This window comes from Salmonirosea aquatica (assembly GCF_009296315.1).
GTDB lineage: Bacteria > Bacteroidota > Bacteroidia > Cytophagales > Spirosomataceae > Salmonirosea > Salmonirosea aquatica.
This window is the reverse complement of sequence record NZ_WHLY01000002.1, coordinates 1,127,486-1,143,974: the sequence shown is the minus strand read 5'-3', so window position 1 is coordinate 1,143,974 and position 16,489 is coordinate 1,127,486. Positions and strand designations below refer to the sequence as shown.

Annotated in this window: 7 protein-coding genes; 4 read left to right on the top strand and 3 right to left on the bottom strand. The window is 52.1% G+C overall.

All coding sequences use genetic code 11. From position 1 onward, the window contains the following. Positions 1-8: 8 nt before the first annotated feature. The 3 genes from GBK04_RS05845 to GBK04_RS05835 form a co-directional block, all read right to left on the bottom strand. Positions 9-3,224: a SusC/RagA family TonB-linked outer membrane protein gene (locus GBK04_RS05845; protein WP_152757717.1), complete on the bottom strand. Its 3,216-nt coding sequence runs from the start codon at positions 3,222-3,224 to the stop codon at positions 9-11. Positions 3,225-3,440: 216 nt separating this feature from the next. Continuing rightward, positions 3,441-5,219, bottom strand: coding sequence for a RagB/SusD family nutrient uptake outer membrane protein (locus GBK04_RS05840; RefSeq protein ID WP_152757715.1), 1,779 nt, complete (start codon positions 5,217-5,219; stop codon positions 3,441-3,443). Between the two features lie 74 nt (positions 5,220-5,293). Next, positions 5,294-8,488, bottom strand: a complete 3,195-nt coding sequence (locus GBK04_RS05835; RefSeq protein ID WP_152757713.1) for a SusC/RagA family TonB-linked outer membrane protein — start codon at positions 8,486-8,488, stop codon at positions 5,294-5,296. A gap of 533 nt (positions 8,489-9,021) precedes the next feature. On the opposite strand from GBK04_RS05835, the gene GBK04_RS05830 reads away from it, so the two are divergent. The 4 genes from GBK04_RS05830 (at position 9,022) to GBK04_RS05815 (ending at position 16,483) form a co-directional block, all read left to right on the top strand. After that, a complete protein-coding gene (locus tag GBK04_RS05830; protein ID WP_152757711.1) occupies positions 9,022-9,630 on the top strand; it encodes an RNA polymerase sigma factor in 609 nt (202 codons plus the stop codon). A gap of 223 nt (positions 9,631-9,853) precedes the next feature. Continuing rightward, on the top strand, positions 9,854-10,915 hold the full coding sequence (locus tag GBK04_RS05825) for a FecR family protein (RefSeq protein WP_152757709.1): 1,062 nt from the start codon (positions 9,854-9,856) through the stop codon (positions 10,913-10,915). A 138-nt stretch (positions 10,916-11,053) separates the two neighbouring features. Then, a complete protein-coding gene (locus GBK04_RS05820; RefSeq protein WP_373330745.1) occupies positions 11,054-14,575 on the top strand; it encodes a SusC/RagA family TonB-linked outer membrane protein in 3,522 nt (1,173 codons plus the stop codon). Positions 14,576-14,641: 66 nt separating this feature from the next. Then, positions 14,642-16,483, top strand: coding sequence for a RagB/SusD family nutrient uptake outer membrane protein (locus GBK04_RS05815; protein WP_152757708.1), 1,842 nt, complete (start codon positions 14,642-14,644; stop codon positions 16,481-16,483). Positions 16,484-16,489 lie beyond the last annotated feature (6 nt).

Genomic DNA, 16,489 nt, shown 5'->3' with positions numbered 1-16,489 from the left:
AATAGGTTTTAGAGAGCCAGGTTTACCCCGAAAATGATGGTGCGCGGCGAGGGCGTACGGAACTGATCGACACCCATCTGCAATTCGTTGCCCAGGATGCCAATATCCGGATCTGGTCCCGAATAATTTGTGACGGTAAAGATGTTTTGCCCCTGTACATACACGCGCGCCCGGCTCAGGCCGATCTTACTCAGCAAATTGGCCGGTAGCGTGTAGCCAAGCTGCATCTGGCGCGCCCGCAGGAACGAGCCACTCTCTACATAGTAAGAAGTCGAAATGGAACCCGAATAGGTGTCGTTGGCATTCAGGATGGGCAGCGAGGCACTGGTGTTTTGGGGCGTCCAGGAGTCGGTCAGTACCTCAGTATTATAGCCACCCACGAAACCCCGCAGGTGCGTGGCCCACTTGGTGTAATTGTAAAGGTCGTTGCCATAATTCCAGAACAGGAACGTCTGGAAATCGAACGCTTTATATTTCAATGAAATATCGGTACCTATCTGGAACTTAGGAATCGGGTTGCCGATGTAGGTCTGGTCATCTCCATTGATGATACCGTCGCCATTGATGTCCCGTAACTTCCAGGAACCCACCCGCTTGTAGCTTTGGTCGGCATGCGCATCAACTTCGGCTTGGGATTGGAAAATGCCGTCCACGACCCATCCCCAGAAGGAAGCCAGCGGCTTGCCGCCCTCGACCCGCTGGATATTACCCAGGCGCCCTGCGCCAAACAACAGAGCGGATGAACCTTCGGCGTCAATTTTCACCGCCTCGTTCACATAATGGGTAAAGGTCAGGCCCACATCGAAAGTAAGGTCTTTGGTGATTTTTCCCCGGGTGGTAAACTGCGCATCGACCCCTTTGTTGATCATGGTACCTACGTTGATCTGGGGCTGGCCCACCGAAGGTTCCAGGCCGTTGGGCTGACGCGTTACGAGCAAATCCTTGGTTTTGTTGTTGAAGTACTCTACCGTGAAGTCGAGTTTTCCGCCCCACAAACTACCATCCAGGCCCACATTGACCATTTCGGCAGCCTCCCATTTGGTGTTCGGGTTTCCGATAATGGACGGGCGATAGCCAATGACTGGCAGGCCGTTGGTACCGTTGAGGTCGTAAGCCGTTCCGGTCAGCGATGCACCATAGAATGAGTAGGCGTTGGCCGAGCCCACGTTGCGCTGGCTACCCAGCTGGCCCCAGCCCGCACGAAGCTTGAGGTCGTTGATCGCCGATACGCCCTTCAGGAAACTTTCCTCCGACAAGCGCCAACCTACCCCTACGGCCGGGAAGATACCGACCCGATTGTCGGGGCCGAATACCGAGGAGGCGTCGCGCCGGAGCGTGGCGCTGAACAGGTACCTGTCGTTGAACTGGTATTCGGCTTTTCCGAAAATAGAGTACAGGGTACGGGGCGTTGAGGGCGAACCGCCATTTTGAGGGAGGTTCTTACCGGTGTTGAGCGAGCGGAAAGCCGGATCGTTGAAGTCATAGTCGGTTCGGGTACCGTTGATTCCTCTGAATTGGTCGAAAATGGATTCGGTCGCCGCAAAGAGCTTGAGCGTGTTCCGCTCGTTGATGTCCAGCGAATACTGCAGGCTGTTGGTCCAGGTCCAGGAACCGCCTTTGAAGAAGTATTCCGAGTAGTTGTTGTTGCGGGTAGGTTCGGCCTTCTCGGGCGTAATGAACGTAAAATTATAGCCATTACCGTAGCGCTGGTCGATCCCGAACGAGGACGAGAGCATCAGGCCCTTGGCAATTTCGATCTGGGCGAATAGGTTTCCCAACAGATTGAGCCCGCTGTATTTGTTATCCCGTCCCCGCGCCAAGGACACGGGAGCGGTGATGTTACTTCCTGCTTCACCCAACGAGGTACCCGCGAAATTTCCCTGAATATCACGCACCGGAATAAAAGGAGGTACCCGGTAGGCATTGTACCAGGGAGAGCTTTCACCCGAAAAATCGAGTCCTCCGCCCAAGTCGAAAGGATTGCCGCTACTCCCGTAAGACCGGGAAAAAGCCATTTGGACATTCTCACCAAGTGTCAGCCATTTCCTGGGCTTGAAGCGCGTGTTGGCCCGAATGGTCACCCGGTTGAATCCCGTCTCTTTAAATACCCCGTCGGAACCGAAGTAGTTGATACCCAAGGCGTAGGTGCCTTTATCGCCTCCCCCGGTGGCCGTAAGCTGGTGGCTTTGGACGGGGGCGGGTCGGGTTATTTCATGAAACCAGTCCGTGCCGGGGCTGGTTTCAGCGATCTGGTAGGTGTTGTCGTAGCTGTACGGATCATAATTGTAGCGGTCGAAGTTGGGGTTCGTTGCATCCGTGGGATTAGCCACAAAATTTGAGTTCGTGACCAGGTACTTGGGGATTCCGTTTTGGAAAACATTACTCTTAAACGGGATGTCGGCTCCTTCGGCTGCCCTTTGCAGATATTCATAGTACTGCTGGGTGTTCATCATGGAGGGGTAGGCACGGTTGGGGATGGTTTGGATACCATAGTAGCCGTCGTAGGAGATTTCCGTTTTGGCACCGCCCTGTTTCGTTGTGACAACAATTACGCCGTTGGCGGCGCGAGAGCCGTAGATGGAAGCCGATACCGGATCTTTGAGTACCTGAATGGAGGCAACGTCCTGTGGGTTGAGCGCATTGGCGTTATCAGTAGGTACCCCATCGATGATGTAGAGTGGATCGTTATTACCGAATGAGGTAAAACCCCGAATCCGTACCTTGGCCGCCGCACCAGGCGCGCCCGTGCCGCTTACCGTAACGCCCGAAGCCCGGCCCTGTAACATATTGCCCAGGTTGGAGCTAGGCTGCTGTAAGGTAGACTTGGTATCCACGACCGATACCGAGCCGATGATGTCTTTCTTTTTTTCTGACGTGTAGCCCGTCACGACTACTTCTTCCAGAGCATTAACATCCTCTTCCATCCGCACATCGATGACGGAGCGGTTACCAATTGTCACTTCCTGGGACTTGAAGCCCACAAAGCTGAAGACCAGCACATCATTGTCAGCCGGTACATTAATTGCGAAGTTACCACTGCCATCGGTGTTGGCTCCTACCTGTGAGCCTTTCACCAGTACTGTTACACCTGGGATTCCGGTGTTCGAACCATCGGTGACCTGCCCCGTGACCCGGCGGTTCTGGGCAAGAGCAGCGAGATTCAATAGGGTCAGAAATAGGAGCAGACCTGCATTTCTGAACTTACCAAGGTAGATTTTTTTCATAGATTTGTTTAGGATTAAGGGTTTTAGAATAGAATAATGAAATTAAATCCAATTTTTATGAAATAAAAATTTAACCAACTAAATAATCGAAACTGGACACTTTGGTGTTGTCTTCTTATTATTCAATTAGGACTACAGCGTAGGTAGGCGCCTGCTAAATGGGAAAGAGTGAGGGGCGCCCCTCACTCTTTCATTCTTAAATGTACGTATCCAGTGCTACTTGTAAGCCGGATCCTGGGTCAAAGTGGGTTCACCTGCTTTGTAGGAACGATCGATGGCGTTCTGGGGAATTGGGAAGTACTCATTTTTGCCTTTGGTGAAAACCGCATCCTTCAGGTACACCCTCTTTTTCGACTCTTCGGCAAGGTAGGCCTGTAGTACGGAGGCCTGGACGCCCCAGCGCTGGAGGTCAAAGAAGCGGTGTCCTTCCATGCCAAACTCCAGACGGCTCTCAAAGCGGACGGCTTTGCGGGCCATTTCCTTGCTTGCAAAGGGTGTGTCGTAAGTTTTGATGACATAGTTGGCTGCGGGCTGGTCCAGTACGGTGTAGTCGTCACGGGAAGCTGGCCCCTGTACGGCTTTTTTAACAAATCCATCGGGATTAGCTGCTCGGGTACGAACCTGATTGATCAGCGTCCGGGCTTTTTCCAGGTCGCCTACTTCCACCTCCACTTCAGCCAGCCACAGCAGAATCATATCGTAGCGCAGGATGCGGTAGTTATTGCTCGATAGGTTTCCCCAGCCTCCGATACCGAAGCCTGCGCGCTCCGAGATGTGTTTTTTGGGCGAGTAAGGGCCCGCGTAGGTCTGATCACGGATAAAATCACTCCCGTGAATTTTGAAATCCTTGAACAGAATGCCCCGGCGACCTACCGTATGGTCCAGCCGGGGGTCCAGGTTGCCCGTATAGGGTTCAAAAGGATCGGTATATTTCAATCCCTGATCGTTCTTTACGTCACTGGCATTGAAAGTATCCAGCAAGGGTAGCCCATTGGCGTCGGTTTTAAAGGCATTCACCAGATTCTGAGAGGGCTGGTAGAACCCGCAACATCCCCAGGGGTCGATGTAGGGATGAGCCAGACCCATGCCCGCATTGGAAGCTCCATCGGATGCGCTGGAAACGGCATACTGTACCTCGAATATTGACTCGGCGTTATTCCGGAAGGCAATCAGGAAGTTTTGCTCATAACGGGGCATCAGGCTGAATTTTCCGGAAGCAATAATCGCCTCCAGCAGCGGCTTGGCCTGGTTAAGCTTGGCCGCGTTGGCCGCACCAGTCTGCACGTCCCAACCCTGGTACATATACGCCTTGGCCAGGAAGCCCATAGCGGCATATTTGGTAGGACGGCCTACTTCGGTTTGCGTTTCGGGCAGTACGTCCATGGCTGCCTTGAGGTCGGCCTCGATTTTGTCCCAGATCGGCCCGGTATTGGGTATCTTGGTGCTCTCCAGGTCGTCCAGTAGGAACGTGTTGTCGTCGATATACAACGGAGTCTTCCACATTTTCTGGGCTTCAAAGTGAAAAAGCGTGCGTAAGAAGCGAGCTTCGGCCACAATTTGGGCGCGTCGCGACTCCGGAATGTTCTGTACTTCTTTCAGCGTGTTCAGCACGTCGTTGGTGCGGGCCACACCCTTGTATAAGCCCCGCCACTTGTTACGGATATGACCGTTGTTAGTCTGGAAATCGTATTTCTCGATGAAGGACTGCTCGGGCTGGTCGCCGGAGTCAGTACCTTTGTAGGCGTCGTCGGAAGCGATGCCGCCGAATACCCAGCTTTGGATTTCGCTGTTCCAGTCGTCCTGACCATCAAGGCCCCGGCCGTCCAGCATGCCGTAGGCCCCCAGCAGCAGGCCTTCTACCCCATCGGCCGATTTTAGTGCCGTGGGGCTGTACTGTCCTTGTGGCTCCCGGGTTAGAAACTCATCATTACAGGCCGTCACGACTGCCAGAAGGGCGGTCACGGCAAGGCCGTATTTTACAAGATTGGTTTTCATATAGCTAGTTTATAAAATTCTAGTTTTAATAGATCAATAGTTGAAAATGAATCCGAAAACAGCTTTTGGTTTCGTCAAAAAGAAACATTGAGACCCAACAGGAAATTACGCGATACGGGCATGTACCCTCCATCGAAACCGATCGTATTGTCCTCTCCGGTCTGGATTTCGGGGTTCAGACCCGTGTATTTTGTAATGGTGAACATATTCTGGCCCTGCAGGTACAGCTGGAAGTTGGAGAAACCGATTTTGGAAGCCAGGTTTCGGGGTAGGGTGTACGTAAGCTGGACATTTTTCAGGCGGAAGTAGGTACCCTTTTCGAGGAGGTAGGTCGAAGGGCGGCTGCTGATCTGGTCGTTGGCGTCCATGATGGGCGTGGTACCCCCCTTGTTGGTCGGTTGCCATGCATCGTACAAGGCACGCTTGGAGCGGTTGCCCTGGAACGTGTTAAAGTCGGCAAAGAATCGGGTATAGTTGAAAATGTCGTTGCCCACCACACCATTGCCGAATACCGTCAGGTCGAACGCCTTGTAGCCCAGGTTCAGGTTCACGCCGTAGTTGAACTTCGGGTGGGGGCTCCCTATGACGCTTCGGTCGTCGGGATTGATGACACCATCGTTGTTAGTATCCTTAATCTTGAACTTGCCCTCCTTGTTGTAGGTACCATAGGGTGCCCAGGCGTCGGCTTCTTCCTTCGATTGAAAAATGCCCAGTACTGTAAGCCCGTAGAACGAGGAGAGGGGTAGGCCGGCCTGCGTCAGCGTTACGGCGTCGGTGCGTGAGCCGTATCCGAAGTACTTCGTGCTTTCACTGTCGGTCAGCCTGATTACCTTATTACGGTACATCGAGTAGTTGGCCCCGATCGAATACCGCAAGTCGCCGTTTACGAGCGAGTTTCGATAGTTGAGGCCCAGGTCGATTCCTTTGTTGTTCATTTCACCCACGTTGAATGAAGGTGCGCTGGCGTCGCCTACCGTGTAGGTGAGCGGAATGGAGAACAGCATATCACTGGTGCGCCGATTCCAGAAATCGAGCTCGAGCGTCAGGGAACTGTTGAATAGGGTTGCATCCATGCCCAGGTTGTTCGAGGTAGTGGTTTCCCATTTGGCGTCGGGGTTACCGAGAGAGGCCGCATCGTAGCCAATCGTGGGTTGACTGCCTGAACCGTTGATGGGGTACCCCGCGTGGAAAATATCGGACCGGTAGGTCGTGTAGGCGTTGTAGTCGCCGATTTTCTGATTACCCGTTTTTCCCCAACCATAACGGAGTTTCATATCATTGATCCAGCTCACACCTTTGAGGAAGCCTTCTTCCGACACCCGCCATCCGAGGCTGAAAGCCGGAAACGTGGCACTCCTTGATGCACTAAGAAAGCGCGAAGAGGCGTCATTCCGAAGAATGACCTGCGCCAGATATTTGTCTCTAAAGGAGTAGTTGGCCTTTCCAAACAAAGAGAAAAGGGTATAATCCCGATCCACCCGACCGTAGTTGGAAGCCTTAGTAGCGTCGCCCAGGTCGAGGTAGCTGATGATAGAAGGAATCTCGAAGGCATAACCGTTACGGCTGGCACCGAAAATTTCCTTGAATTCACGGATCGCCTCCGTCCCCACGTACGCATCGAATTTATGATCAGTGCCAAATTCTTTGGAATAGGATAGGGTATTGGTCCACACCCACTGGTAGTAGTATTCGTCCGCCGAAGTGGAGCCATTGTTGAAGCTACCCTCTACATACTCGGGGTTGGCCCGACCAATGTAACGCCCCCGTTGACTGCTGCCGTCGATACCCAGACTGGATTTGACCGTCAGGTTAGGGAGAATGTCGAATTCCCCGTATACATTGCCAAACACCCGTAGCCGCATGGTACGGTTGTCCTGCTCGCGGTACAGGGTAGCGTAGGGATTGGAGTTATTGCCCAGGTTTAAGCCGCGTGAGCCCGCAAAATTGCCCGCGATGTCATAAATGGGTAGCAAAGGGTGGTGCTTGTATGAACCCGAAACGGCATTCTGCTCCTGGTTGTTGCCGAAGCCGCCCTTCCGGTTATCGAATGACACCGACAGGTTTTCGCCAATGCGGAGTTTCTGATTCAAGCCCGAAAATTCCGTGTTTGCCCGGATTGTATACCGGTCGTATCCGATGAATTTTACGACACCGTCCTGACTAAAATAGCCCAACGAAATAGCATAATGGCTGTTTTCGGTTCCTCCCGTAGCCCCGAGCTGGTAGTTCTGGATCGGAGCGGACTGGGTTTGCACTTTCCACCAGTCGGTATCGGCTGACTTGGTAATCGCGTAAATGTTGCCGGGTTTCAACGAGTAGCGGTCAGGGTTCACATCGGGGGTACCTTCCTTGCCTGCACTGGGGAACACATAGTCGGGGATAGTCACCTCGCCATTGGGTCCGAAAGTATACTGGCCGTGTGTGGGTGTTTTGCCCGCGTATTTATCGGCCAGGTACAGGTATTCGCCAAGTTCTTTGGCGTTAAGAACGTCAGGACTTCTGGACGGGGCCTGGGTACCGTAGTAGGCGTTGAAGGAGATGACAGGCTTGCCTACTTTACCGCGCTTGGTCGTAATGATGACTACACCGTTGGCCGCCCGGGAACCGTAGATAGACGCTGCCGACGCATCTTTCAGGATTTGAATGGTTTCAATGTCATTCGGGTTCAGGTTGCCCGAGTTTTCGGTGGGCACGCCGTCGATAATAAACAGGGGATCGTTGTTACCAATGGTACCGAAACCCCGTATACGTACCGTAGCGTTACCGCCGGGAGTAGCATCGTTCACTACATTGAGCCCCGAGGCACGTCCCTGTAGCTGCTGGGCAAAAGTAGTGGCCGGAACGGCTTTCAAATCCTGTGCATTTACGGTCGTAACGGCCCCGGTAATGTCGCGCTTGGACTGGGAACCGTATCCTGTAACAATAACCTCCGACAGAGCGTTTACATCGCTATTGAGTTGGACATCGATGACACTTTGGTTGTCAATTGCCACTTCCTTGTTACGGTACCCTATAAACGAGAACACCAGTGAAGTGGCACCCGGGCTGACCCGTACTGAGTAATTACCCTCAGAATCGGTGGTACTTCCCGTGAGGGCATTGCCACCTTTTACCGTAACTGTAGCGCCGGGCAGGCCCGTACCCGACTGGTCGTCGATTACTTTTCCGGTCACCGTGCGATCCTGAGCGTAGGAGGTGTGGAAAATGAATGTCAGTAGCAGGCACATGAATACTGTGCCGCTACCAAAACGCGGGTAGCATTTTTTCATGGAAAAATTAGTTTAGGTTAAGAAAATTAGTAATTCACGAATGTAGCTTTATTTATAAATTAAGACAATTAATGTCCTGTTTTTATGTAAAAAAAATATTTAATATGACTATTTAAATAAATCATTCAATAATAATTGTATAATTTCAATACATAGTATCCTTGCCGGGGTCATTGAATACCGGGAATCGAAAGTACAGATATAGGGTCTTCTGATGGCCGAAGCCTTTTTTGAACCAGCTCGCCACGAATTGTGATTCCTATCTGAGAGCGACTGGAAGGGAATATCCGGTAGAGAGAATAGGGGTTAGGGGTGAACCCTGTAAAATCCGTCCATGATAGTGGGCCGGAACCGACGCTAAAACCACAGGTTCCTGAAAAAGAAAAGAGGGTATATCATTGCCCGTTGCTGTCCGTTATTAATACCTACCCCGAGTGACATTAGGCTGACGGGGTACTTTATCAAAGAAGGTTTAGGACAGAACAAGCCCTCTTGGCAAGAGCGCCAAAGAGGATATTCGGTAAACACATTAAATGAAAATATTAGACTTGACAGTCAGCGGGCGACATACTGAGTCGGGTAGCGTACTACCGGAAGGCGATGCCGTATACTGGGAGTCGTTAAAGGCAGGGAGCGTATCGGCTTTCGAGGCGATATTCAGAGCCCACTATGATTTTTTGTACAACTACGGACTGCGGTTTCATGATGACGAAGATGAAATCAAGGACTGTCTTCAGGTACTGTTCCTGACGATTTGGGAAAGAAGACAAAACCTGGGTACCACAAACTCGATTCGCAACTACCTGCTGGCTTCTCTGCGCCGGCTGATCCTGAAAAGATTAAAATCACAGGATGGCCGTCAGGAAATTGATCCTGATTCCTTTCATCTGCAAGTAGAACTTCCCCTGGAAAGTACGCTGATTATGGATCAGTCTACCGCCGAGGATTTGGCGCTTCTGCGCCGCTCAATGGAAAAACTTCCCGAACGCCAGAAGGAAGCGATTTATCTGAAATATTACGGTGACCAGTCGTTTGCCGAAATTGCGGGCGTCATGAACATTACTACGCGCGCCGTATATAAGCTCATCTACAAAGCACTCGATAGCCTGAACGCTACCCTTTCGCAGGCCCGCAACAAGTAGCGCCAAACCATTCTCACTTTATCCAGCTGACGGCTCCGGCCCATCTACACCCGTCGCAGCCACGCACTTACGGGCGGGCAGGGTAGGGTACCTATGTTGCCGAAGCAGGGTTAAAATTAAAGGTCATTTTGACACTGCATTTTTTTTAGAAAAAAAATCATTCGCAGAGGGTCACTCCGTTAATAATACTGCTTTCTAGAGGTAAAGAACAATTCATACCCATTTGGAAAAAGAACGCTACTCCGATTTTAAGGCGCCTGACTTTTTGCTTGACGATGATTTCCTGGCCTGGCTACGAGGGGAAGATCCCGCCGCGGAAGAAAGCTGGCAGCAGTGGCTTGCCGAAAATCCGGCAGGCCGGGTGGAAGTGGAAAAGGCCCGACTCTTGGGACAGGCCATGGTTTTCCGCCACCGGAAGCCGGGTGCAGATGCTGTGGACGATGCCTGGCAGAAACTAAGCAAAAACACAGGGCAGGGTACCCTGGATGCCGCTCTTGAAACGGAAGGTACCCCGGGCCGCGTGATTCCCCTGTGGGTTCGGCTGGCGGCTGCCTCGGTGGTACTCGTGATGCTGGCGGTGTGGATAGGTAAAGACTACTATTCCAGTCGTCCGTCGTCCGAACTCTCCCGGGTGCAAACGGCCAACGGCCAGCAATTGGCCGTAACGCTTACCGACGGTACCACGGTACGGTTGAATGCCGGTTCGACACTTACTTATCCGGAAACCTTTCTCGCCGACAAGCGGGAGGTTCGGCTGAAAGGCGAGGCTTACTTTGAGGTAGCTCCAAATGCCACAGCTCCCTTTTTGATTCGCACGGGTGAGGTAGACGTACAGGTAATCGGGACGAAGTTTACGGTAAAAGCCTACCCGGAAAGTGAACTGGTAAAAGTGGCGGTAGTCGAAGGCAAAGTGGCGGTACAGGCGGCGGGCAATGCAACCGCACCCGAGGCCAAAGAAGTGCTGCTGACCAAGGACGAGATGGCTACCGTAGAGAAAGCAAAGCGCGAGTTAAGCGTAACCGGCTACGACAAGAATGTGGCCTTGGGCTGGCAGAATGGCATCCTGTATTTCGAAAAAGCCAATTTCACTCAGTTTTTAAAGCAACTGGAGCGCTGGTACGGGGTCGACATCAGCGTGGGAGATGACGTCGTAATGGATGAAGCCTGGCGTTTCAGCGGGAAGTTTGAGAGAAAGCCTATTGACTATATCCTGGATGTATGCCGCTACCCCGAGCTTTTCAATTACCAGGTAGCGGATAAAAAAGTATTTATAACGAAAAAATAAACCCAAATAAAATATGAACAGCAGTTGAATTCAGGCAAACACACTAAGCCGGAGCCATACCCTGCCAGGTACTCCGGGCGATACAGTCCATGAGAAATCCAATAACAAAAAACGAATTCTATCATAACCCAATTAATTATGAATTTCAAACTACTACCACAAATTTTGGCGGTGGCAAGGTACGCGTTGATCGGAGCGATTTGCCAGGTCTTTTCTGTGGGAATTCTGTGGGCCGACGATCGGGCCGACCGTGAGAAAAGCATCGAGGATATTTACATTTCGGCCAATCTGCGTAACCTGAGCCTTGAAGATGCCTTTGTGAAAATTGTGGAGAAAACGGATCTGAACTTTCAATACACCCAGGAAATGGTGGAAAAGAAGAAGGTCACCCACAATTTTGTCAACACGAGCCTAGGTGCTGTACTACGTTCCATCTCGAAAGAAACCGGGCTCAGTTTCCGGCGGATCAAGGAAACCATTTATGTACAGCCCAATCCAACGAAGAAAGTAATCGTTACCGAACAGCTCAGCGCGGTGGAAATGCAACCACTGCAAATGGCCGCCCGTGAGCCCAAGTCAGGCATGCGTGCACCGTTTCAGTCCGAAACGGTGGCCCGGATGCTTGAAAATGCCCTAAAGGTGCAAATGCTCGCCGTATCGGGCCAGGTGACTGGCGACAAGCAGGAGCCCGTTCCGGGTGTGAGTGTGCTGGAAAAAGGTACCGTCAATGGTACCTCCACAGATGCCGAAGGGCGTTTCACGCTCAACGTGAGCGGACCTACCTCGGTGCTGGTGTTCAGTGCCATTGGCTACATTACTCAGGAAGTCGAAGTAGGCTCGTCGAGTATTGTAAATGTGAATTTGCTGACCGACGTCAAAGCCCTGGAAGAAGTCGTGGTCGTAGGGTACGGTACCCAGAAGCGGGCCAACGTAACGGGCGCGGTGGCTACGGTCAACATTGACGAAAAAATCGCCAGCCGCTCTCTGACCAATGTATCGTCGGGCTTGTCGGGTCTGGTACCAGGTCTGGCCGTAACGCAATCTACGGGGATGGCGGGCCGCAATGGTGCCGCGCTGATCATCCGGGGCTTGGGTACAGTCAATAACGCCAGTCCGCTGGTTGTCGTGGACGGAATGCCCGATGTGGACATTAACCGTCTTAACATTAATGATATCGAGACCATTACGGTACTGAAAGATGCTACCTCAGCTGCTGTTTACGGATCACGGGCGGCCAACGGCGTTATTCTTATTACCACCAAAACGGGGAAAGGACAGGCCAAAGCCAGTATCAATTACTCGGGTAATTACGCGTTCCAGACTCCTACCCGCGCCTATGACTTCCTGCCTGATTATGCCCGTGCGCTCACGCTACACCAGCAGTCGGCAGCTGTGAATACGTTGCGGTCCAACTATTTCTTTAAGGATGGTACCATCGACCAGTGGCTGGCTTTGAGCAAAGTTGATCCGCTACGCTACCCGAGCACCGACTGGTGGGACGTAATTTTACGGACGGGTGCGGTGCAAAACCACAATATTTCGGCTTCCGGTGGCGGTGATCGATCCAACTTCTTCATCTCGGTGGGTATGATGGATGAAAAGGGTTTGCAGGTCAATAACGACTACAAGCGATACAATGCCCGCTTCAACTACGATTACAAAATTCGCGACAATATCAACGTCGGGGTACGTTTCACGGGCAACTGGTCCAACCTGACCTACGCGCTGGCGGATGGATTTACGGATGATGATCCGGGCAATACGGCGGGTTTTGATATGCAGTATGCTATCGCGGGTATTGTTCCCTATGATCCCGTATCGGGGTACTTTGGGGGGGTGATGGCTTACAATGAAGACCCGCAAGCCTATAACCCTTATACGCTATACGTTAACAACCTGAACCGTCAGGATCGTCAGGAAGCCAACACCAACTTCTATCTGGACTGGTCGCCGATTCCGGGACTGACTGCCCGCGTGGATTACGCTTTGAACTACTACAACCAGTTCCGCTGGAACGCTAACACGCCCAATCGGTCGTATAACTTCCAGACCGAGTCGTTCGGTAGCCGGGTGTACGTAGGGCCCAATGCCGGGGTAGGTAACTACACCAACACGGGCTACAAAACCCTGATGAATGCGCGTTTGACCTACAAGAAAACCATCGCCAGGAATCACGATTTAACGGCTTTGTTTGTGTATAGCGAAGAATATTGGAAGGATCGCTACCAGGCCAGTTCACGTAATGATCGCCTGTACCCTAACCTGCACGAAATCGATGCCGCGCTCACCGATATCCAGTCAACGGGTGGTAATTCGAGCACAGAGGGATTGAAGTCGTATATTGGGCGTCTTAACTACGCCGCCTTTGACAAGTACCTGGTAGAATTGAACTTCCGCTACGATGGTTCATCGCGGTTCCTGGAAGGTTACCAGTTTGGTTTCTTCCCGTCAGCAGCTTTGGGATGGCGCTTTACCGAAGAATCTTTCATCAAGACGTTTACGGACCGCTTCATGTCGAACGGTAAACTGCGGGTATCCTACGGTGCATTAGGGAACAATAGTGGGGTAGGACGCTACGAGCAGCAGTCAACCCTGAACGCCAGCAACTACTACATTGGCAATAGCATCGTGAAAGGATTCGTAAACCAGAAACTGGTAAATAAAAACCTTTCGTGGGAAACGACTACGGTATTCAACGTAGGTCTGGATCTGGGCTTTCTCAACAACCGCCTGACCACTGAGCTCGACTACTATGACCGCTTGACTACGGGTATGAACCGTCCTTCGGAGATGTCCATCCTGCTTACTGGTGCCTACGACGCACCCCGCAAGAACATCGGTAATATGCGCAACCGGGGTGTGGAGGCTAATATTACCTGGCGTGACCGCTTCGGCGGAATCGATTACAGCGTTAACCTGAATGCTTCTCACAATGCTACAGTATTGGAAAAATGGAATGAATTCTTGAGTAGAACATCACAAAATTCAGGAAATCAGGTCTTTCTGAACATGCCCTACGGCTTTGTGTATTCATACCAAGACCTAGGTATTGCCCAAACCTGGCAGGATGTGTACAACGCCACTCCACAGGGTGCTTCACCGGGGGACATTCTTCGTAAGGACATTAACGGCGACGGCCGTATCGATAGCAACGATAAAACAGCCGATCCCCACTCCCAACGTGATCGTCCTACTACGTACTTCGGTCTGAATGGCAGCGTATCCTGGAAGGGCTTCGATCTGACGGTATTATTACAAGGAGCAACGGGCCGTAAAGATTATTGGCTCAATATCTACAATAATGTGAACTTCGGAAACCAGCGCTACGCTTCTACTTATCAGCACTTAACCGAGCCCTGGTCGGTAGAAAACCGCGACGGGTCTTGGCCACGCCTGAGCGGCAATGCCAACCGGGAAGAAACGACATTCTGGCTCGACGACCTGAGCTACCTGCGCCTCAAAAATGTACAGTTCGGGTACAATGTTCCCAAAGCCTGGGTAAACAAGGTTCGTCTGAGCAATGTTCGCCTGTTCGTATCGTCGGAGAACCTGGCCACCATCACCAGCTTCCGGGGCCTCGATCCTGAGAAAGCTGGTAACCGGAGCGATTCCTATCCGTTGAACAAATCGTACTCGTTCGGTATCAATGTCGGTCTGTAAGAGGACTGATATTGAGCTGTCGGTGCGATTAAAAATTAAAAATAAATAAAGCTTTTTATGCTAATCATGAAAAAAACGATTTCAAAATTAATATTCCTGACGGTTGTTACCGGGCTGGTTTTTGTAACGGGCTCGTGTAAAGAGGACCTACTCTATCAGGAACCCACGACCGAACTGGCGGCAAACGCTTTCTGGAAAACCGAGGACGACGCTCTGATCGGTCTGTATGGCGCTTACGCAGATGTGCGGCCGCTTTTCGACCGCGACTATTATTTTTCTGGTCATGGTGAATACACCCGGGTACGGGGTACCAGCGCTACGGACAAGAACCTCCAGCGTGGGGATGCCTACCAGGGGGCCAACTACAACCCTTCGGGGTATGGGGCGGCATTTGATAAATATCACCGGTACCTGTACGGTGGTGTCAACCGGACCAACTATGTGATCGAGAATGTCAACCGCTTGCTTGAAACTGCCAATCCTGCTTCGGTTCCCGGTCTGGAAGCAATCGTAGGCGAGGCGCGCTTGTTGCGAGGTATGGTGTATTTTCGCCTGATCTCTATGTGGGGTGATGTACCCTATTTCAGCCGGATCATCAACGACAACTCCGAAGTGTCCACCATTGCCCGGACTCCCATTGCGCAGGTGAAAGATTCCATCATGGCCGATTTTACCTACGCTTTCGAAAAGCTACCGGTCAAAGGATCGGCCGTGGGCCGGGCGGGTAAGCCCGCAGCGCTGGCCTTCCGGGGTAAGCTCCAATTGTTCTGGGCTAGCTGGAACAAGAATGGCTGGCCCGAACTCACGACGTTCACGCCTAGTGCAGCGGAAGCCAATACGGCCTACGCCGCCGCTGCCGCTGATTTCAAGAAAGTGATTGACGATTATGGCCTGGTGCTATTCCGGGGCGGTGAACCCGGCCCTATTGACGAACTGGGCGAAGCTGAACAGCTGCCTAACTACTACTACCTCTTTACGCCCATCGCCAACGGCGACGCGGAAATGATCATGACCTTCACCCACGGAGGTACGGGTACGGGACAGGGCGAAGAACTCATGCGTGACTTCTCGGGACGCTCACACGAAGGTTCGCAGTGCTGGGTATCGCCGCGCTATGAACTTGCTGATCGCTACCAATTGGTATCTACGGGTGATTTTGCTCCTCCCCTTGTACCCATGAACCCTTCTACGGCCGGAGCCCGAACCGCGAAAAATTCGGCAGTGAATCCCCAAAGCTATGTAGGGCGCGATTACCGCATGAAGGCTTCCATTATGTGGGACTACGAGGTGAGTGTAGGTCTGAACTCCCTGAAATCGACGGGTTGGGTACCTTTCATCTATAAAACCTACAATCAGCCTATTGTCATCAATGGTGAAAAGCTGACGACCTACAATACGGATGGTACCAACTCCGGCTATGTGTTCCGTAAATTCCTGCGCAACTACCCCGGTCAGGGCCGTAGCGACGGTGACTACGACTTCCCGGTGATGCGCCTGGCCGATGTGTATTTGATGTATGCTGAGGCTACCAACGAAATCAACGGCCCGCAGGCTGAGGCCATCGAGCTGGTGAACAAAATTCGTCATCGGGGTAACCTACCTGCCTTGACTGCCGACAAAACGGCCAATAAGGATGTTTTCTTCGATGCCATCGAGCAGGAACGTATTGTCGAACTGGTGGCTGAAGGGCAACGCGGATTCGACCTGCGCCGCTGGCGCGCGCTCGAGCGGGTTTGGGGAGCTCCCTACACCGATGGCGTATGGCGGATCGATACGCATGGTGCTAACCAGCAGCGTTACTTCCAGAATGCCAGTGAGCGTACCTACGAGCAGGCGTACATTTTCAGGATTCCTCCCGGAGAACGCGACCGGAACCCGAATTTGACCCAGAATACACCCTGGCTGTAATGCATA

Bases quoted from the DNA above. Each gene is read 5' to 3' on its own strand.
- GBK04_RS05830 (WP_152757711.1), top strand. From the start codon at position 9,022: ATGAAAATATTAGACTTGACAGTCAGCGGGCGACATACTGAGTCGGGT.
- GBK04_RS05835 (WP_152757713.1), bottom strand. From the start codon at position 8,488: ATGAAAAAATGCTACCCGCGTTTTGGTAGCGGCACAGTATTCATGTGC.
- GBK04_RS05845 (WP_152757717.1), bottom strand. From the start codon at position 3,224: ATGAAAAAAATCTACCTTGGTAAGTTCAGAAATGCAGGTCTGCTCCTA.
- GBK04_RS05840 (WP_152757715.1), bottom strand. From the start codon at position 5,219: ATGAAAACCAATCTTGTAAAATACGGCCTTGCCGTGACCGCCCTTCTG.
- GBK04_RS05815 (WP_152757708.1), top strand. From the start codon at position 14,642: ATGAAAAAAACGATTTCAAAATTAATATTCCTGACGGTTGTTACCGGG.
- GBK04_RS05820 (WP_373330745.1), top strand. From the start codon at position 11,054: ATGAATTTCAAACTACTACCACAAATTTTGGCGGTGGCAAGGTACGCG.